The 17469-nt window shown below is 69.3% G+C and carries 19 protein-coding genes and 1 pseudogene; 13 read left to right on the forward strand and 7 right to left on the reverse strand.

Annotated features, from left to right (window positions below):
* Positions 1-17: 17 nt before the first annotated feature.
* From ASE44_RS00095 to ASE44_RS18875, 3 genes and pseudogenes are all read right to left on the reverse strand, one after another.
* Positions 18-431, reverse strand: coding sequence for an Rv3654c family TadE-like protein (locus ASE44_RS00095; RefSeq protein WP_056776299.1), 414 nt, complete (start codon positions 429-431; stop codon positions 18-20).
* The gene (locus tag ASE44_RS00100; RefSeq protein ID WP_056776301.1) at positions 428-781 is read right to left on the reverse strand and encodes a TadE family type IV pilus minor pilin; all 354 of its coding nucleotides are present in this window, start codon (positions 779-781) and stop codon (positions 428-430) included. Before ASE44_RS00100 ends, ASE44_RS00095 begins: the two co-directional genes overlap by 4 nt.
* Positions 782-784: 3 nt before the next feature.
* Positions 785-898: pseudogene (locus tag ASE44_RS18875) on the reverse strand (DUF4244 domain-containing protein); the annotation flags it as partial.
* A 23-nt stretch (positions 899-921) separates the two neighbouring features.
* Between ASE44_RS18875 and ASE44_RS00105 the strand changes: the two are divergent.
* The 8 genes from ASE44_RS00105 to ASE44_RS00135 all read left to right on the forward strand — a co-directional run bounded on the left by ASE44_RS00105 (position 922) and on the right by ASE44_RS00135 (position 7562).
* A complete protein-coding gene (locus ASE44_RS00105; protein WP_056776303.1) occupies positions 922-2391 on the forward strand; it encodes a recombinase family protein in 1470 nt (489 codons plus the stop codon).
* A gap of 1023 nt (positions 2392-3414) precedes the next feature.
* A complete protein-coding gene (locus ASE44_RS18320; RefSeq protein WP_157579731.1) occupies positions 3415-3573 on the forward strand; it encodes a hypothetical protein in 159 nt (52 codons plus the stop codon).
* Between the two features lie 26 nt (positions 3574-3599).
* The gene (locus ASE44_RS00110; protein ID WP_056776304.1) at positions 3600-3986 is read left to right on the forward strand and encodes a hypothetical protein; all 387 of its coding nucleotides are present in this window, start codon (positions 3600-3602) and stop codon (positions 3984-3986) included.
* Positions 3983-6001 (forward strand): AAA family ATPase, encoded by a 2019-nt coding sequence (locus tag ASE44_RS00115; RefSeq protein ID WP_056776306.1) that lies wholly within the window; start codon positions 3983-3985, stop codon positions 5999-6001. The genes ASE44_RS00110 and ASE44_RS00115 overlap by 4 nt, the downstream gene beginning before the upstream one ends.
* Positions 5998-6624, forward strand: a complete 627-nt coding sequence (locus ASE44_RS00120; protein WP_056776309.1) for a hypothetical protein — start codon at positions 5998-6000, stop codon at positions 6622-6624. The genes ASE44_RS00115 and ASE44_RS00120 overlap by 4 nt, the downstream gene beginning before the upstream one ends.
* On the forward strand, positions 6624-7019 hold the full coding sequence (locus ASE44_RS00125; RefSeq protein WP_056776312.1) for a hypothetical protein: 396 nt from the start codon (positions 6624-6626) through the stop codon (positions 7017-7019). Before ASE44_RS00120 ends, ASE44_RS00125 begins: the two co-directional genes overlap by 1 nt.
* Entirely contained in the window at positions 7012-7359 is a 348-nt protein-coding gene (locus ASE44_RS00130; RefSeq protein WP_157579732.1) for a hypothetical protein, read from the forward strand. The genes ASE44_RS00125 and ASE44_RS00130 overlap by 8 nt, the downstream gene beginning before the upstream one ends.
* 14 nt (positions 7360-7373) lie before the next feature.
* On the forward strand, positions 7374-7562 hold the full coding sequence (locus ASE44_RS00135) for a hypothetical protein (protein WP_056776316.1): 189 nt from the start codon (positions 7374-7376) through the stop codon (positions 7560-7562).
* A gap of 913 nt (positions 7563-8475) precedes the next feature.
* On the opposite strand, the gene ASE44_RS00140 is transcribed toward ASE44_RS00135, so the two are convergent.
* Positions 8476-9252 (reverse strand): tail fiber domain-containing protein, encoded by a 777-nt coding sequence (locus tag ASE44_RS00140; protein WP_056776318.1) that lies wholly within the window; start codon positions 9250-9252, stop codon positions 8476-8478.
* A 330-nt stretch (positions 9253-9582) separates the two neighbouring features.
* Between ASE44_RS00140 and ASE44_RS00145 the strand changes: the two genes are divergently transcribed.
* Positions 9583-9933 carry a PadR family transcriptional regulator gene (locus tag ASE44_RS00145; RefSeq protein ID WP_235522506.1) on the forward strand — a complete coding sequence of 117 codons (351 nt, stop codon included), beginning with the start codon at positions 9583-9585 and terminating at the stop codon, positions 9931-9933.
* Entirely contained in the window at positions 9930-10493 is a 564-nt protein-coding gene (locus ASE44_RS00150) for a hypothetical protein (RefSeq protein WP_235522507.1), read from the forward strand. Before ASE44_RS00145 ends, ASE44_RS00150 begins: the two co-directional genes overlap by 4 nt.
* A gap of 27 nt (positions 10494-10520) precedes the next feature.
* Here ASE44_RS00150 and ASE44_RS00155 read toward each other — a convergent pair whose 3' ends face one another.
* The 3 genes from ASE44_RS00155 to ASE44_RS00165 all read right to left on the reverse strand — a co-directional run bounded on the left by ASE44_RS00155 (position 10521) and on the right by ASE44_RS00165 (position 13872).
* Positions 10521-11588, reverse strand: coding sequence for a type II secretion system F family protein (locus ASE44_RS00155; protein ID WP_056776319.1), 1068 nt, complete (start codon positions 11586-11588; stop codon positions 10521-10523).
* Positions 11585-12619, reverse strand: a complete 1035-nt coding sequence (locus ASE44_RS00160) for a TadA family conjugal transfer-associated ATPase (protein ID WP_082455550.1) — start codon at positions 12617-12619, stop codon at positions 11585-11587. Before ASE44_RS00160 ends, ASE44_RS00155 begins: the two co-directional genes overlap by 4 nt.
* A 173-nt stretch (positions 12620-12792) precedes the next feature.
* Positions 12793-13872 (reverse strand): LacI family DNA-binding transcriptional regulator, encoded by a 1080-nt coding sequence (locus ASE44_RS00165; RefSeq protein WP_056776322.1) that lies wholly within the window; start codon positions 13870-13872, stop codon positions 12793-12795.
* Positions 13873-14023: 151 nt separating this feature from the next.
* On the opposite strand from ASE44_RS00165, the gene ASE44_RS00170 reads away from it, so the two are divergent.
* Genes ASE44_RS00170 through ASE44_RS00180 form a run of 3 tightly spaced genes read left to right on the forward strand, consistent with a single transcriptional unit; the run spans position 14024 to position 17361 of the window.
* Positions 14024-14971, forward strand: a complete 948-nt coding sequence (locus ASE44_RS00170) for a nucleoside hydrolase (protein ID WP_056776324.1) — start codon at positions 14024-14026, stop codon at positions 14969-14971.
* 53 nt (positions 14972-15024) lie between these two features.
* Entirely contained in the window at positions 15025-16410 is a 1386-nt protein-coding gene (locus tag ASE44_RS00175) for an MFS transporter (protein WP_082455677.1), read from the forward strand.
* 12 nt (positions 16411-16422) lie between these two features.
* Complete coding sequence (locus ASE44_RS00180; protein WP_056776331.1) at positions 16423-17361, forward strand: ribokinase; 939 nt, start codon at positions 16423-16425, stop codon at positions 17359-17361.
* Positions 17362-17469 lie beyond the last annotated feature (108 nt).

The following is a 17469-nucleotide window of genomic DNA, read 5'->3' on the forward strand; positions in this document are numbered from 1 at the left end:
CGTCGTTCCGGTACCTCTTAATACGGTGCGTTTCCGGGTGCGCCGTTCGGCCGCCCTGCGGTGTCCGGCGGCGGGCCCGCCCTCGCCGCGACCGTGACGGTGCCGAGCGGGGTCTCGACGATGGCGTCGACGACGACCGTCTCCCCCTCGATGGTGCAGGCCCCGAGCGTGGCCTGGTTGCGGGATGCGACCACGCGCGCGGTGTCGCACGGGAAGCCCGCGACGCGTCCGGAGAGGGTGTCCGCGGCGGCCAACGCGGCTGCGTCCGCCGCGTTGGCCGCCCGCTGATGCCCGGCGAGCAGTGTCGCCACGGGGAGGGTGGCGAGGAGGAGCGCGACGAGCGCACCCATGACACCCACCGCCAGCACCGAGCCTGCGCCCGCCTCGTCGCGCAACCGTGCCAAGCCGAGCCTGCCGTGGCGGTGCTTCATCGTCCGCCGACCAAGGCGCAGGAGGACACCGAGATCGGGATGAGCGCCGCGAGGCCTGAACCACCTGCGGCGTCGACCTGCACGCAGACGAGGTCACCCTCCGAGCTGCTGGCGGTGGTCGCCCCCGGCAACATCTGCGAGACCCGGCCCGCCGCCGTCCCACCGTCCTCGCCGCGTCCCAGGCTGCGGGCCGCGTCGGCAGCGGCATCGGTCGCGCGGAGCTGGGTCAGGCCCACCTGGATGGCGGAGAGCCCCATCGCCAACACCAGGACGACGGCTGGGACCACGACGGCGAACTCCGCCGTGACGGAGCCGTCCTCGGAGCGGAGCGCACGGCGACATCGACGCACCGTTCAACCGTTCGCCGTGAGCGCGCGACGGATGAGGTCGGTGAGGATGCCCCGCACCTCATCGCCCCGGAGGATGGCGACGAGGAGTCCCGCGAACCCGACGGCCGCCACTGTAGCGCGTTTCGGCGTACTCTGAGGCCATGACTTCGACCCGAGTTGCCCCCGTCCGCGCTGCAATCTACGCCCGGCAATCGGTAGCCGAGCCCGAGGGTATCCGGCGACAGGTCGACGCGTGTCTCCAGCTCGCCGCCGCCCGCGACTACGAGGTCGTCGAGACCTACGAGGACAACAACGTCTCGGGATACAAGAGCCGCGGCGCGGGGACCGCCTATGACCGGCTCCTCACCGACGCCCGCGCGGGCAAGTTCGACGTTCTGATCGTGCGGAAGCTCGACCGGCTCGGCCGGAGCCTGAGTGCCCTCGAAGCGCTCACGGCGGCGAAGGTCAACACGGTCACGACGGACGGCGCTCTCGACCTCGCTTCCCCCTCGGGTCGCCTCGTCGCGAACGTCCTGACGAGCGTCAGCCGCGCAGAGTCGGAAATCAAGGCTGAGCGGCGCATCTTCGCGAATGCCGACCGGCGAGAGCGAGGCGTCCCGACCTCCGGCCGGGTGCCCTACGGCTACCTCTGGGTCCCGACCGCCGATCGGACGGCGGAGTCCCCGAGCGCCTACCTGATCGACCCCGAGCGAGCCGATGATGTGCGACGGATGTACGAGTCTCTCCTCTCGGGAATGACCCTCGGCTCGATCTGCCGCGAGCTCAACGCCGCGGGCAAGCGGACGATGCCGTCGAAGCGAAACCCGGACGGGGTCGAGTTCCGGCCGACGACGCTCCGGCGGATGCTCCTCTCGCCCTACTACGCGGCCCTACTGCCGAGGCGGAACCCGGATGGCGAGCTCTACGACCTCGAATCCATCACGCGGGAGTCATGCGTCCCCGGCGCCTGGGAGCCGATCGTCGGCGAGGAGACCTGGCTCGCGGCGAAGGAGCTCCTCTCGCACTCCGGGCGGCGGACGAACGGCGGGGAGACGGGCCGGAAGTGGCTCCTGTCTGGCCTCGCCGTGTGCGGGGTCTGCTTCGACCCGATCCGGGCCGGTGGCGGCGACGCGGGCGTCCACTCCTACCGGTGCCGGTCGATGGCCCACTTCATGCGCCGCGGCGCCCCGCTCGACCGCTTCGTCGAGTCGGTCATCGTCGCCCGCCTGTCGCGGCCCGATGCCGCCGACCTCCTCCTCGACCGGGAGCGGCCGGACGCCGACGCCCTCCGGACCGAGCGGCTCGCACACCAGGCCCGCCTGGACAGCGTCGTCGACCTCGTCGCGGACGGGACCCTGTCGTCCGACGACGCCCGCGCCGCGGTCCGGAACCTCCGCGAGCAGATCGCCACCATCGACGCGAAGATGACCGAGGCGGGCCGGGTCGACGTGCTCGGCGACATCATCGGGCAGGCCGATGTCTCGGCGACGTGGGAGGCGCTGAGCCTGGATCGGAAGCGCGCCGTCCTCGACGTGCTCATGACCGTCGTCGTCCACTCGGTCGGCCAGGGTGGCCGGTCACAGAGCATGGAAGCTATGGCCGCGAGCACCGAGATTCAGTGGCGAGACTGAGCTCCGCTCACACCACGTCGGCGATGGACATGCTGCCGGTGTTGCTGTCGCACTGCGGGTTCGTGCAGGTGCGCCGGACCTCGATCGGTGGCGCGCTGTCCCCGAAGGTCATGTCGCCCTTCACTCGACGCTCTCGAACCGGGCTTCCGCACATCTGACAAGGTGCAACGCCGTTGTGTTCCATCATCTGACCCCTTTGTTGAATGACTGGACGATCAAGGTACCGCGAATGCGCCTCGATCCCTACCGCGCCCACGATGGGGACCCGAGCGTAGTTCAGGCGAGATGCACCCATCCTCGGGACGGTCTCCGAGCACCCGCGGGCACTGACCCCGGTTTCCGAAAGCGAGCCTAGGTTCACGCCGTCGACGCCGGGTGAGAGCCGTCACCTCCCCGCACTCCGATCGAGAGGCATCCCGAGCACCTGGAATGAGTCTCCATCGGATGGCGAATCTGCCCCTCAGTCTCCATCGAGTCTCCATCCCCGGTCTCCACGGTCTCCAAGCGAGTCTCCTCTCAACTTCCGCGTCTTTCCGGGAAAGTCTCCATAGTCTCCACCCCAGTCTCCATCGAGTCTCCAAAGTCTCCCCCCCTCTATAGGAGGGGGAGATGGAGACCGAGACTGAGACCGAGACCAGGCGTCGATATTCGACACTTAGGACCGAGTAGACGGCCTCCAGATCGAGTAAGAGTTCCGGGCAAGCCGGATAAATAAGTCCAGATCAGAAGCCGGAAAACGGTAGGAATGCGTCGACCATACGTGCTAGCGTTTATCCCAGCACACACCTCCCAGTGCAACCGAGATGGGGAACTGGGGATCGGTAGTGATCGAGCCCCAGCGCTCGTCGCCTAGTACCGCCTTCACCGGCAGGGAACGGCCGCTCCGCTCCTCGCCGGAAGTCCCCATCTCATGACCGTCCTCACTGACGACGACCGCGCTGTCGTCGAACGCATCGTCGACCGAGCTCCGGTCCTCTCAACCTCCCAGGCCTCTCGGCTCTCGGTCCTTCTCGGAGGTACCCGATGACGGCCGACGAGGCTCCGCGCCCGCCGAAGATGAGCGACCTCAGCCCCGGCTACCACGCCGCTCGGGAGCGGGAGGCTCGGGTCAACCGAGCGACCCTCGCGGCTATGGCCGCCGTCCACCGACAGGAGACCGAGCGCGAAGGTGAGGACGCCTGATGGGGTTCACGCCTGAGTCGGCCCGAATGGCATCGCTGGCAGGGGTCGCGAAGAAGGGGCCGGAGTGGGCCGCTGAGCGTTCCCGGAAGGCGAATGCCGCGAAGGCCGCGAAGAACTCTGCGAAGGCCGAAGCGCGCGAGGACGCCCGGCAGATCGTGGAGAAGAAGCTCAAGAAGCGGGGCCTCGCGCCCGATGAGGTCCACGAGCGCCTCAAGCTCGCCGGTCTCCTCCCGCCGGTCAAGCGAGTGTCGAACGAGAAGAGTCTTCCGCTTCCCTCCGAGGACGACCTCCGGGACTATCTGGACATCGTGGACCGTGAGCACCCCGGCCTCCCATGGGCGCGGCGCAAGCGTGCCGCGGTCGCGCTGCTCCGAGCGGACCTCGCTCGGGGTGTGTGGGAGGCGAGTCGATGACCCGCAAGCTCGCGCCACGTGAGAACGTGGCGGCGATCGCGGCTTCCCTTGCCCGCTACGGGTGGAAGGTCTTCCCCGTCCTCGTGGAGCTCGACGGCGAGAAGCGTCGGAAGAAGCCGCTGGTCCGATTCACCGAGGTCGCCTCCGACGACCCCTCGACCATCTTCGAGTGGTGGCAGGCGAACCCGGACGCCTTCGTCGGCGTCTACACCCGGGGTTCCGGACTCGTCACCCTGGATGTCGACCTCTCCGACGACCCGACGAAGGATGGACCTACGTCCCTCCGGGCGCATGGGCTCACGGCGCCGGAGACGCTCTCCTACCCGACCCTCGGCGGCGGGCGACACCACGTCTACGCCGCTCCCGCGGGTCGGGTACTCACGGTCGGCCAGAACCTCGCTCACGACGGCGAGAAGATGGGCGGCGTCGACATCCGATCCGGGAACGGGTACTTCGTCTACTACGGCGACGCGCTCACCGAGGAGCCGAGCATCGCCCCAGCTCCCGAGTGGGTCCTCGTCGATGGCCGGGCTCATGACGCGACGCACGACCTCGCGCTCGCGGACTGGGTAGCCACACTCACCCCCGGCAAGCCCGGAAAGCGAGTCCGGAAGGCCGCGTCCCTGATCCACGAGCACGGCACCTCCCACGGAACGATGCTCGAAGCTACACGCCTCCTGGCTCAGCTCGGGAGCGAGGGGTGGGTCGGTGTCGGCGAGGCCGTGGCCCAGGCTCGCGAGACGTACACGAAATTCCATCCCGGCTACGCCGCGGACTTCGACTCAGCCCTCCTCACCTCGGCGAACTACTGGGGACCCGCCCCGACATTCATCCCGTTCACGAAGGCCGAGCTCAAGGCGGCGCGGAAGCTGAAGCAGGACGTAGCGCCCCCGGCATCCGAGGCGGAGGGCACTCCGGAGGAGCGGCGGATCGCCGACGAGGTCGCGCGTCTGAGCATTCGTGCCGAGGCCGAGCGGCAGTTCAAGGCGCTCCAGCGACAGGACCGGCCCTCGTTCGCCGATCGGCTCCTGTCTCGTGGCGATCTGGCCGCTCTGCCGAAGCCCGAACCGCTTGTTCCGGGCGTGCTGTCGAGGAACTCCACGGCGATGCTCGTCGCCCCGCCGGCCGGATTCAAGTCGCTCCTCGCGCAAGGGTTCGCCTACTCCATCGCCACCGGCCATCCGTGGCTGGGACGGGAGGTCGAGCAGGGCCGAGTGCTCTACATCGCGGCGGAAGGTGCGTCCGGGCTTGATCGTCGGTTCCAGGCTCTCGAGGTGGCGTGGCGCGAGCCGCTCAAGGAGGGCCTGTTCGTCTACCCTGACCCCGTCGACTTCGGGAACGCGGCCGAGGTGGCCGAAGTCGCCGCGGTGGTCGCTGGCCTCGGGATCGACCTCGTCATCGGCGACACGCTCAACCGCCTCGCTCCGGGCCTGGAGGAGAACTCGGCAACGAGCATGGGTCTCGTCGTCTCCGCGGCCGATTCCATCCGGAAGGCGCACGAGGGTTGCTCGATCCTGCTCCTGCATCACACCGGCCACAACGGCAACCTCCGCGGTTCGACGGCTCTCCTCGCGGGCATGGATCAGGTCCTCCAGCTCTCCGGGGACGGCGATGTCCGAACGCTTGAGCTCGTCAAGAACAAGGACGGCGAGGCCGGGAAAGTCATGGACGTCAAGCTCTCGCCGGTCGACGGGACCGAATCGGTCATCTTGAACTACGCGGCCTCGTTCGGGGCGGCGGGTGAGGCCGAGCAGATGGCTCCGCGAGTCGAGCAGGCCCTCGGCATCTTCCGCGCGGCCTTCCTCTCGACGGGAGCAACCCGGTCGGAGTGGGCCTTCCTGCTCCAAGAATCGGGACTCTCGAAGGGTGTGGCGTACAAAGCCATCGGGGCGCTCGCCAACTCCGGTCGCGTCGTGCTCAGCGGCTCCAGATTCTCCATCGGCCACGTCGACTCCGGCAGTCCGCCGACAGACGAGCTCCTCGATCCCCAGTTCACACAACGAAAGGCATCATGACCATGCAGAACATCAGCCTCACCTCCTCCAACCGTCAGTGGACCGTCGATCTGCCGGTCGAGACGGGTATCGCCCCGATCGACCAGGCGATCGGGAAGCTCCTCGACACGTACAACCGCTGGACCCGACTCGTTGTCGAAGCGAATCAGGCCGAGGCTCTGATCGGTCGGGCCGGTGCCGACGACAGCGCACGAATGACCGCGCTGTTCAACGACGACCCCGACCAGGCCGAGCAGGCCGACCCGCTGGAGGCCACGAAGACCGCCGAGCAGCGGGCTCGTCACGCCCGGGCGCTGGTGGAGCCTGCCGACCGGGCCATCTACACGGCTTACGGCGAACTCGTCGCGACCATCAACGCGAACCGCAAGCCGTGGAAGAAGGCCGCGCTCGCGAAGGCTGCACACAACCGCGACCGCGTCGGCGCCGCCCTCAAGACGTTGCAGGTCGCGAGCGACGAGCTCCGTACGTCGCTCGGCGTGATCGAGCTCCTCGCTCCGGATCAGCTCCCGTCTGTGCTGAGCACGTCGTCGAACTCTCGCGGCATCTTCAACCTCCAGTCGGGTTCCGATGTCGTCCGCGACGGCCTGACGAGCATCGACATCCAGATCCGGACGGTTGAGTGATGGGCGAGAAGAAGAAGTCGAAGACCATGGTCCTGGCGCCCGAGACGCCGGAGAACTCACGCGCGGCGGAAGCCTGGGCGCTCAAGGTCGCCGGGTCGGACTACGACGCGATCGGTGAATCGATGGGCGTCACCGCGTGGGTGGCACGCGAGCTGTGTTCCGCCTACTACGTGCGGCTCGCCACGGAGACCGCCGACGAGCTTCGGGCGACGAGCGAGGCACGGCTAGACAGGATGATCCGGGATCTGAACCGGGACCTCAACCTCGCGGCGAACCAGCAAGCCCGGAACGGCATCTACGCCCTGATCCTCAAGGCCGAAGCTCAGCGAGCGACACTCCTCGGCCTGAACATCCCCGCGGACACACCCGACGCGAAGGTGGTCCGGAATGCCTAGAGCACTGGCACCGCGTACCGGCGCCCGGGCAAGCGAGCTGGCGGCTGAGCGGGATCGCGAGTGGTTGAAGCAGTTCGCCGAGACCGTTCGACTCATCGAGCGGGGCCACAAGCTCACCCGGGCGGAAGCGGAGCGCCACACCGTCCTCCTCGACCCCGCCCCGCACGGACCGGGCGTGCCGACGCCGCCGCGGAAGGCGACGAAGGCACGACGAGCCGAAGCCGCCCCGGCTGAGTCCGAGCGGGACAGCTCAGCCCTCGTTTCCCGGCAGGCCCGGAAGAGGCAGAGACCGCGACTGACCATCACCGCAGACCACTTCGACGACGACGACTTCGAATGAACAGGAGCCAGACCATGAGCACGAACCATCGACAGACCGCGAGCGAGCGGCAGGCCGCGCAACTCGCCCCCTCCGAGCCGGACGAGCCGAAGCCGGTCCGCAAGGTCCGGAAGATCAACGGCGCGGACGGTGGAGATCGCGGACGCGCCCCGGCTACGGCCTCGGCCTCGGAGGACCAAGCACGCGCCCTCGACCGCTCCTAGCCCCCAGAACCCCCGCGGCGTGAGATGGCGCGGGTCTCGTCGGGTCGCCGACGAGAGAACCCCCTGGACCTACCCTTTCGGGTCCAGGGGGTTTCCTTTGGGGGCCGTCCATCGTGCCGATTCTGTGGACAACGTCGCCATGCATAAGCTCCCGGCACCGAGAAACCTGCCGCGACACGCCGGAAAACGTCCCGGGCTGAGAATTTATTGGGTCTACAAGACCCTGTGGATAACTTTGTCCACAGGTTGTGGAGAAATCCCCCAAATCACGGCGTTTTCGACCCCCGCGGGGTGGTACGTCGTAAGCCGAACCCGGTGGAGAACCGGTGGAGAACTCGCTCGATTCGGTGGAGAACCGGTGGAGAACTACACGGCTGTAACTACCTCAGGCCGCGGTCCCTGGAGAACCGCGATTATCGCCAGTAAGCTTGGAACATCAGGAAGCTCTGGTCGTTTGGAGGCACCCGCCGCCGGACGTGACAATGCCCTCAGCATCAGCCGAGGGCATCGTCGATTCTCCAAGAAACACATCTGCCCGGACTGCAATCCGGCTACCGAACCTTAGGAGGTTCACTCTCATGAACGATCACGACTGGATCAGTACGATCGCGTTTCTCTTCCACCAATGTACAACACTGTGTATAGCCGGGTACACACTTCGTACCAGCGTTTCTACAGTTAGCGCTCCCGTTACGGTTCCCACCAACGTTCCCGTTCTTCGCACGGTCAACGCTCCCGGTGCGGTTCCCACCAAGCGAATCACGTTGGAGAAGCTCAGAAGCGTGATCTCTGTTCTCCTGGACCTGAGCAAGCTTCTCGACCGGGGCCTCGCGTTCTCGCGTGGTATCGCCATCGCGTAAGCGTCCCAGCGAGAACGGCCCTCCTCCTTCGGGACGGGGGCCGTTCTTCGTTTCTACATGCCGTGCGCGCGGAGTCGAGCGTCCAGCGAAAGAAGGACGGCCTGTTGGGCGACGGCGATCATCGCGTAGTTGACGCCGTCCGGGACGACGGCGCCGTCCACCTCGCGCCACACGACGAACTGATCGAGCCCGGCGTCGGCGAGGTCTTCCGCGATGAAGCCGACCTCCTCGGCGACGACGTACTCAGGGCCGACGTAGTGCTCGAACTCGGGGTCGTCGCGCTTCCGGACCTCGTCGATGTAGTGGAAGGTCTTCGGGTGGATGGTGAGAACGGCGGCGGGGTCGATCATCGCGGGTGCCTCGTCTTGCTTGTAGCGGCGCGACGACGAGGCGGTCCCGAGACGGCCGGTCGCGTTCTCCAGCCATGCGGCTACTCTGCCGCCCGTGATGTTGAACCCCGGAGCGTTCGTGGCGTAGAGGTCCTGCCCGCTGAGCGCGGTCGTCGCGGCGATCGCGGCTCCGGAGATGACGTTGCCACTCGCGGTCACGCTCCCGGAGGCGGTCACGTTGCCGGTTACGTTCGAGCCCGAGGGCGGGTTAGCGATGCGCTGGTCGATGTCCGCTCGGAGGTAGGTCTTGTCCTCGACGAGCGTGTCGACTTGGGCCGAGAGCTCCTCGACGAGGACACGGAGCCGCTCGACGGTCTGACCGATCTGTTCACCTGACGGGGCCTCCACAATCTGGAGGCGTCCCTCGATCCGATCGAGAATGTCGATCAGGAAGCCGAGGTCGGTGGGGGTGTTGGAACGAAAAGCCGCGGACTGGGGCATGGGGGGATCTCCTCGTGTCGATGTACGCCCTTTTGGCGCCACAGTTGCCATGGTCGCCACGGCGTACTCCGCCGTCGCCGACCCTCGCTCGTCCCGCAGGAGGCGTCGCGCCTCGCACACGATGTCCTGCTCGATCCGGCTTCCGATCCTGATCATGATGTTCCTTCCCTGCACCGGAGTGCTGTGTCCGTGGCACGAACACCTCCATGGTCCCCGGCCGCGGCGGCTGTCGGATCGACAACGGGCTCGGGAGCGACGCGTGCTTTCGCCGGACGTGTTGTGGAGCGGCTTCCATTGCAAAGCAGCGCTATTCATGGTTGAGTAATAGTCGTGGATGAACAGCTGGCGGGACAGGACTCGCAACTCCTCCGAGGGGTGTTGCCGATGCTGATCCTGTCGACCGTGCAGCGCGGCGAGACGTACGGGTACGCACTCGTGGAGCAGTTGCGCGCTCTCGGCCTGACGGACCTCGCCACCGGGGTCGTGTACCCGGTCCTCAGCCGGTTCGAGCGTGACGGCCTGGTGACCGGACGCCGGGTCGCGTCACCTGGCGGACCGGCACGGAAGTACTACGCGATCACCGAACGAGGAGAGGCGGCGAGGCTCGACGCCATCGCACGCTGGAGGGCGATGACCGACATCGCCGAGCGAGGACTGGACCCAGAGGGAGCCCGACCATGACCGATCGCAAGACCACCCCGACGGACGAGCGATCCGCCGAACCCACTCCGCACCGCCCGGGTGCCGCGGACCGATGGCGTCGCGATGCCTACCTGCAGCGCGTGGACTGGCACCTCGAGGCCGTCGTGCCCGGACGCGAACGCCGGTCGATCGTCCGATCGCTCCGCGAGGACCTCACAGCCGAGCGGAGGCCGATGGCCACAGCCCTCGCCGACCTCGGCTCACCCCGAGCACTCGCCGCACGATACGCGGAAGACCCGACACGGCTTCGGCCTGTGTGGTCGATCGGGGCCATCTGGGGTGGCGTCGCGATCCTCGCCTACTGGTGCGCCTTCGCCCTGTTCACGCTCGGGATGCTCTCGGTCGTCGAGCAGTCGACGCTCACCGAGGCACACGCGCGGTTCTTCTTCGTCGACGTCCTCGCGTTCGCCGGTCCGGACGGGATCGGGGTGGGATGGAGCGGCGACCTGGCCTGGCTCGTCGTGCCGGCGGTGATCCTCGCGGTCGGCGTCCTGCTCGGTGCCCGCTGCTGGCGCGCCCTGCCACGCCCGCGACACTAGAGCGCCCACACCGGCGACCACCGGGGCTCAGAACCCCAGTGCGGTGGAGGTCAGGACACTTAGGAGCAGCGGGGCCACACCCACGAGCAGGAAGGCGGGCAGCACACAGACGCCGAGCGGGATCATCAGGCGCGTCGCGAGGACCGCAGCGGCGCGCTCGCCGTCGGAACGAGCCTGATCGCGTTGCTGCTGCGCCTCGCTCCGGAGCAGTTCGCCTGCCGGGACACCCGCCCTCGCCGACAGGGCGAGCACCCCGGCGATCGCCTGCTCGTCGTAGGGCACGTGGAACCGTGTGCAGGCCTCATCGACGATCGCCCGGGCCGCCGGAGCGGCGCCTCCACCCGCCATCGCGACCGCGACGAGGTCGAGTGACAGCCCGGGGGCCGGATCCCGCTGGGCTGCCCGCGCGCTCAGCGACGCGCTCCACCGTGCACCGAGCACGAGGAACCCCACGCCGACGACCAAGCAGCCGAGACCGGGTCCTGTCGCGAAGAGCGTCCGGAGGGTGTCGAAGCCGAGTGCCATCCCGAGGAGGACGGCCACGACCGGCAACCAGAGCACGAGCCGCGCGGTGGCCGCAGGGCCGGCGAGCGCCGTGCCCACGTCACGGGCGATGCGATCCAGCTCCCGCAACGATCCGGCCAGGTCTCGGAGGCAGACCCCGAGCGGCGCGCCGCTGATGGAGGCGACCTGCCAAGCGGCAGCGAGCCCCGCCCAGGCCGTGCGAGCGCCCGTGCTCGACTCCTGCTCGGCGATGGCGGCGATGGCCTCCGGCATGTCCCCGCCTCGGACCGCGGCGTCGGCCACGGCGGCGAGCGCCTCCGCATCCGAGCGCGCCTGTGGCTCCGGGTCTACCACTCCGACGTCCGACGCGTCGTCACGGGCAGGCTCGACGGCACCGGCTCCTGCGACACCACCCTGCGGCTCCGCAGCCGCGGCGAGATGCGTCCAGGCACTGGCGGGTGCCACACCGGCGCCGAGCAGCACGGCCAGACGGCGCGTGGTGCGGGCGACCCGCGCGGGACCGTCGTCCTCCGGCGGGGTCGCGCCAGGGAACGCCGCGAGCACGGGGCGAAGCCATCGAGGGGTGATCACGGCAACTCCTCGACCGCGAGACGATCCCGTTCGTCGAGCACGAGCCGTCCGACGGCGACGACCTGCCTCCCGGCCGGAAGCCGAGCGAGATGGATGATGAGCCCGATGGCGCTCGTCGCCTGACGCGCGACGGCCTCCTGGCTCATGCCGGCGAGCGCACCGAGCGCTTCGAGCCTGGCGGGGACGTCCGTGAGCGAGTTCGCGTGGAGCGTGCCGGCGCCGCCGTCGTGGCCGGTGTTGAGCGCCGAGAGCAACTCCCGCACCTCTGGACCTCGACATTCGCCGAGGACGAGGCGGTCGGGCCGCATGCGGAGCGCCTCGCGCAGGAGGCGCTCGAGGTCGATACCGCCTGCGCCCTCGAGGTTCGCCTGGCGGGACTGGAGTGCGACGACGTGCGGGTGGAGGATCCGGAGCTCGGCGACGTCCTCGATGACGACGAGCCGTTCAGCCGGTGGCGCGAGCCCGAGCAGGGCACCCAGCAGGGTCGTCTTGCCGGACCCCCCGGCGCCGGTGACGAGGATGTTCACGCGCGTGGCCACGGCCTCACGCAGGAGTTCGGCGACGGTGGACGGGAACATGCCGGCGGTCTGCAGGGCTTCGAATCCCAGCGCCTCATCGCGAGGCACCCGGATGGACAGCAGGGTGCCCCTCGTGGAGACCGGTGGCAGCACCACGTGGACGCGGATGCCGTCCTGCAGCCGGACGTCGACGCACGGGGTCGCTTCGTCGACGTGCCGTCCGCCGCGCGCCACGAGGCGGATGGCCAGCGCACGGATGGTCGCCTCGTCGGACGTCCATCCGGCTTCGCGGACGAGGCCGGCGCCGTGGTCGAGCCAGAGGCCGGACGTCCCGTTCACGAAGAGGTCGGTCACCCCCAGGTCGGCGAGGTAGGGCGCGAGGGCGCCGAAATCGGCGAGCGCCGTGACCCCGCGGGACTCGTCCGCGCGGGTGGCTTCGGCCTCGTCGGCCACCCCCGGTGCGTCGGGTGGGGCGGTGTCGGGCGGCACGGAGACGACGAAACGTTCGGACATGCGGCGAGCGTAGGCGCGGTCCGGTCGGTGCTCGCGGTCGGACGAGGCGACCGGCGACGGTGACCCGGGTGGGGACGATTGTGGAGCGGTGTCGAACCGCGACACGTGACGCGATGCCGGCTTCGCGCGGGGCGGCCGGACGATCGACCGGCTCCGCGACGCGACGGCCCGGCTCAGCGTCCGATCGTCGACGCCCGCACGACGAGGTCCGCGGCGATCACGGGCGCCGGTGCCGCCGTCCGGCCCTCAATCTGGGCGAGGAGTTGCTCGGCCCCGGCACGACCGAGCGCCTCACCGGGCAACCGCACACTCGTCAGCGGCGGATCGCTGACGACGGACGAGGCGAGGTCGTCGAACCCGACCACGGCGAGTTCGCCGGGCACCGGCATACCCATCGCCCGCGCCGACTGCAGCACCCCGTAGGCATGCGTGTCGGTGGCGCAGACGAGCGCCGTCACCCCGGCGTCGCGCCACCGCGGCCAGCTGTCGACGAACGCCTCCGCCGCCGCGGCCAGGTCGATGATGCTCTCCGCCCGGTCGTCGGCATGCACCCGCATCCCGCGGAGCGCGGCCTCCCGCTCAAGGAGCAGCCTTCGGAGGCGGAAGGTGTCGGTCGCCGTCCGCCCACCGAGGTAGCCGAGCTGGCGGTGCCCGAGCACATGCAGGTGGTCGAGGAGCGCGCGCACCCCGCCGAGGAGGTCGAAGTCGACCGAGACGGCGCGGCGGTCCGGCGACGGAGCACCCGAAGCCGCCTCGACCGTCGAAGCGGGAAGCCGAGGCGCGTCGAGGAGGACGAGTGGAGTGTCGAGCCGCAACTCGTCGAGGAAGGCCTCACTCGGAGCGTCGACCACGACCCCGGCCGGCCGGAGCGCCGCCAGCCGTCCGAGTGCTGCGGCGGTGGGGACGTCGCCCTCCCCCGTCACCGAGACGAGGAGCTGGTAGGTGTCACCGAGCCCCTCACGGAGCCCGCGGATGACCGCGCCGAAGTACGGGTTCGAGGCATCCGGGGTGACGAAGACGACGAGGTTGCTCGATCCGCTCGCAAGCGCCCGGGCAGCGTGGTCGGCGACGTACCCGAGCTCCGCGATCGCCCGACGGACCCGCTCGGCGTTCCGCGCCGAGACATGGCCGGCGTCCTTGCCGTTGGCGACGAGCGACACGGTCGCGACCGACGTCCCTGCACGCTCCGCGACCATCGCGGCGGTCACCCGACGGGCGCCGCGCGGGCTGGGATCGTTCGACGCGTCAGTCACCCGTCGATCGTATCGGGCGCCGGAGCCTCGGCACCGATGGCCCGGATTGGCGAACCTAAAGCGCTTGACGTAAGCTGCTCGCGGCGCACCTGAAGCGCTTTACGTCCTGCGCGGCTCGCACCGCGCCGGCACCCCAACGATGTGGAGAACCATGCCCCGCAAGATCATCCTCGACTGCGACCCCGGCCACGACGACGCGATCGCCATCCTCCTGGCGCACGGCAACCCGGAGATCGAGCTCCTCGCCGTCACCACCGTCGTCGGCAACCAGACGCTCCCGAAGGTCACCAGGAACGCCCTCGCCGTCGCCCGCATCGCCGGGATCACCGACGTGCCCTTCGCAGCCGGCGCCGACCGCCCCCTCGTGCGTCCGCTCGAGAACGCCCCGGACATCCACGGCGAGTCGGGCATGGACGGCCCCGTCCTCCCCGACCCCGCGATCGAGCTCGACCAGCGGCACGCCGTCGACCTCATCATCGACCTCGTGATGTCGCACGAGCCCGGCGAGATCACCCTCGTACCGACCGGCGGCCTGACGAACATCGCCCTCGCCGCCCGCAAGGAGCCGCGGATCGTGGACCGCGTGAAGGAGGTCGTCCTCATGGGCGGCGGGTATCACGTCGGCAACTGGTCGGCGGTCGCCGAGTTCAACATCAAGATCGACCCGGAAGCCGCACACATCGTCTTCAACGAGGCCTGGCCCGTCGTGATGGTCGGTCTCGACCTGACACACCAGGCCCTCGCGACGCCCGAGGTCGTTGAGCGCATCGCCGCTGTCGGCACCGGCCCGGCGCGGTTCGTCGTCGAGCTGCTCGAATTCTTCGGCACCACCTACAAGGACGCGCAGGGCTTCGACAGTCCGCCCGTGCACGACCCGTGCGCCGTCGCCTACGTGATCGACCCGACGATCGTGCGCACCGTCAAGGTCCCGATCGACATCGAGCTCACCGGCACGCTCACGCTCGGCATGACGGTCGCCGACTTCCGCCACCCCGCCCCGGACGACTGCAGCACCTGGGCCGCGACGGATCTCGACCACGCCCGCTTCTGGGGACTCGTCACCGAAGCGCTCGAGAACATCGGGCAGGTCGAGCTGTGAGCGCCGCGTCCGGCACCACCGGCACGACGCCCGCGGTCCGCATCGGCGCACTCATGGCCGCGCTGCTCGCGGCCTGCGTCGCCTTCCAGCTGAACGCCAGCATGCTGAGCCCGGCGCTCGTCAGCATGGCGCGCGAGCTGAACACCGACGACGCCACCATCGGCCTCTCGCAGACGATGTTCTTCACCACCGCCGCCCTGTTCTCCGTCTTCCTCCCCCGCCTCAGCGACATCGTCGGCCGCAAGCGCGTCCTCACCGGGATGCTCGTCGTCATGCTCATCGGCACCGTCGTCGCGGCCCTCGCCGTCAACGTCGAGATGCTGTTCGTCGGCCGCATCATCCAGGGCGTGTCCGGGCCGGTGGTGCCCATCACCTTGCTCATGCTGCGTGCGGAGGTCACCGACCCCAAGCGGTACGGCGCCATGATGGGCCTCATCACCGCGGTCAACGGCGGGATCGCCGGGATCGACGCCCTCGCGGGCGGCTGGCTGGTCACCAATCACGGCTTCCGGTCCGTCTTCTGGACCATGGCCGTCGTCGCAGCGGTCGCGATCGTCTTCGTCATCCTGTGGGCGGCGAACTCGCAGCCCTCGAAGGGCACGCGGATGGACTGGTGGGGCGTCCTCCCGCTCGTCGTCTCGATCGCGGCACTCCTCACCGCGTTCAACGAGGCCGGCAAGCTCGCAGCGGCGAACTGGTTGCTCGTCGGCGGCTTCGTCGTGGTCGCCCTCGTCGCGTTCGCGATCTTCTGGGCCGTCGAGAACCGCGTCGCGGAACCGCTCGTGGCGACCAGGTACCTCCGTCAGCGCAGCACGTGGGCCCTCCTCCTGACGACCCTGCTCACCATGACCGGGGTCTTCGCCGTCGTCAACGGCCTCGTCACCTCCATCGCGCAGAACGCCGACGCGGGGTTCAGCATGGAGGCCGACCTCGCCTCCCTCGCATTCCTCACGCCGTATGCGCTCGTCGGCTGGATCGTCGGTCCGTTCGCCGGTCGTCTCGCGCCGACCATCGGCTACCTGAACGTGCTCCGCATCGGACTCGTCGGCAGCATCGTCTCGATCGTCGTCATGGCGCTCGTCGGCGTCCATTCCCTGCCGGTCCTCATCGCGACGACGGTCCTCATCGGCGCGACGTACGCGGGTATCGGCAACATCATGCTCAACGGGCTCGGCATCGTCCTGTCGCCGAAGGAGAACCCGGGGTTCCTGCCCGGGCTGAACGCGGGCGCCTTCAACCTGGGCGCCGGTCTCAGCTTCGTCGTGCTTCCGGCGGTGCAGATCGCCGTGGCGCCGAACGGCGGGACGTCGACCGCGGGATACACGAGTGCCATGCTGGTCGGCGCGGGCATCACCGCCGTCGCCCTCCTGGTCTCGTTCCTCATCCCGAAGCCGGCGAGCGCCGAGGTCCGTCCCGCCGATCCCGTTTCGGCGAGCTGAGAGAGGAACATCATGCAGGGTCCACGCATCGTCGTCGTCGGGTCGTTGAACGCCGATCTCGTCGTCCGCACCGCCCGCTTCCCCCAACCCGGTGAGACGCTCACCGGTTCCGAACTCGCCGTCATCCCCGGCGGCAAGGGCGCCAACCAGGCGGTCGCCGCCGGACGACTCGGCGGCGACGTCACGATGGTCGGCGCGGTCGGTGACGATGCGAACGGTTCGATGCTGCTCGATTCGCTCTCGGACGCCGGCGTCGACGTGACCCGGATCGCGCGCCGGGACGACACGGCGACGGGTACTGCGGTGATCACCGTCGACGATGCCGGCGAGAACACGATCATCGTCTCTCCGGGAGCCAACGGCACGCTCGCGCCGGAGCGGATCGGCGAGGCGTGGTCGGCACTGGACGGCGCCGGGGTCGTCTGCCTCTGCCTCGAGGTCCCACTGGAGACCGTGCTCGAGGCCGCGCAGCGCGGTGCAGCGGCAGGCGCGGTCGTCCTCCTCAACCTCTCCCCCTTCGGCCCCGTGCCCGAGGAACTCCTGCAGGCGACGGGCGTGCTCCTCGTGAACGAGCACGAGGCGGCCGAGCTCACCGGCGTCGATCCCGAGGAGTCCGGTTGGGCGGCGATGGCCTCCGCGCTGCGCGACCGAGGTGTCCGACGAGCCGTCGTCACGACCGGGGCTGCCGGCAGCGTCGTGATCGACGAGGGGGCCGATGCGGTCGTCGTGCGGTCGCCGAAGGTCACCGCGGTCGACACGACCGGCTGCGGTGACGCGTTCATGGGCGCCCTCGCCCGCAGGCTCGCCGCCGGAGACACGCTCGTCGATGCGGCACGGTTCGCCTCGGCGGTCGGGAGCTTTGCGGCGACGGGAGCCGGCGCACAGGCCTCGTACCCGAGCGAGGAGCAACTCGAGGTGTTCCGCGAGGAGCATCCCGTCGCCTCCGACTGAGCTGCAGCCTGTCAGGACGCCCGTGCCACCGGAACCCCGGAGGCGCGGGCGTTCTTGCATGACCCGGGCGTCGGCGTCCGATTCCAAGCGACATGGCGTGAGATCGCC

Origin of the sequence: Plantibacter sp. Leaf1, from assembly GCF_001421315.1 — a bacterium.
Taxonomy (GTDB): Bacteria; Actinomycetota; Actinomycetes; order Actinomycetales; family Microbacteriaceae; genus Plantibacter.

What these genes read in the sequence shown, in the direction of transcription:
- ASE44_RS00125 (WP_056776312.1), top strand. Translation starts at nt 6,624, where the DNA reads ATGGGCGAGAAGAAGAAGTCGAAGACCATGGTCCTGGCGCCCGAGACG.
- ASE44_RS00180 (WP_056776331.1), top strand. Translation starts at nt 16,423, where the DNA reads ATGCAGGGTCCACGCATCGTCGTCGTCGGGTCGTTGAACGCCGATCTC.
- ASE44_RS00120 (WP_056776309.1), top strand. Translation starts at nt 5,998, where the DNA reads ATGACCATGCAGAACATCAGCCTCACCTCCTCCAACCGTCAGTGGACC.
- ASE44_RS00110 (WP_056776304.1), top strand. Translation starts at nt 3,600, where the DNA reads ATGGCATCGCTGGCAGGGGTCGCGAAGAAGGGGCCGGAGTGGGCCGCT.
- ASE44_RS00105 (WP_056776303.1), top strand. Translation starts at nt 922, where the DNA reads ATGACTTCGACCCGAGTTGCCCCCGTCCGCGCTGCAATCTACGCCCGG.
- ASE44_RS18320 (WP_157579731.1), top strand. Translation starts at nt 3,415, where the DNA reads ATGACGGCCGACGAGGCTCCGCGCCCGCCGAAGATGAGCGACCTCAGC.
- ASE44_RS00150 (WP_235522507.1), top strand. Translation starts at nt 9,930, where the DNA reads ATGACCGATCGCAAGACCACCCCGACGGACGAGCGATCCGCCGAACCC.
- ASE44_RS00130 (WP_157579732.1), top strand. Translation starts at nt 7,012, where the DNA reads ATGCCTAGAGCACTGGCACCGCGTACCGGCGCCCGGGCAAGCGAGCTG.
- ASE44_RS00140 (WP_056776318.1), bottom strand. Translation starts at nt 9,252, where the DNA reads ATGCCCCAGTCCGCGGCTTTTCGTTCCAACACCCCCACCGACCTCGGC.
- ASE44_RS00135 (WP_056776316.1), top strand. Translation starts at nt 7,374, where the DNA reads ATGAGCACGAACCATCGACAGACCGCGAGCGAGCGGCAGGCCGCGCAA.
- ASE44_RS00160 (WP_082455550.1), bottom strand. Translation starts at nt 12,619, where the DNA reads ATGTCCGAACGTTTCGTCGTCTCCGTGCCGCCCGACACCGCCCCACCC.
- ASE44_RS00175 (WP_082455677.1), top strand. Translation starts at nt 15,025, where the DNA reads ATGGCCGCGCTGCTCGCGGCCTGCGTCGCCTTCCAGCTGAACGCCAGC.
- ASE44_RS00170 (WP_056776324.1), top strand. Translation starts at nt 14,024, where the DNA reads ATGCCCCGCAAGATCATCCTCGACTGCGACCCCGGCCACGACGACGCG.
- ASE44_RS00115 (WP_056776306.1), top strand. Translation starts at nt 3,983, where the DNA reads ATGACCCGCAAGCTCGCGCCACGTGAGAACGTGGCGGCGATCGCGGCT.
- ASE44_RS00095 (WP_056776299.1), bottom strand. Translation starts at nt 431, where the DNA reads ATGAAGCACCGCCACGGCAGGCTCGGCTTGGCACGGTTGCGCGACGAG.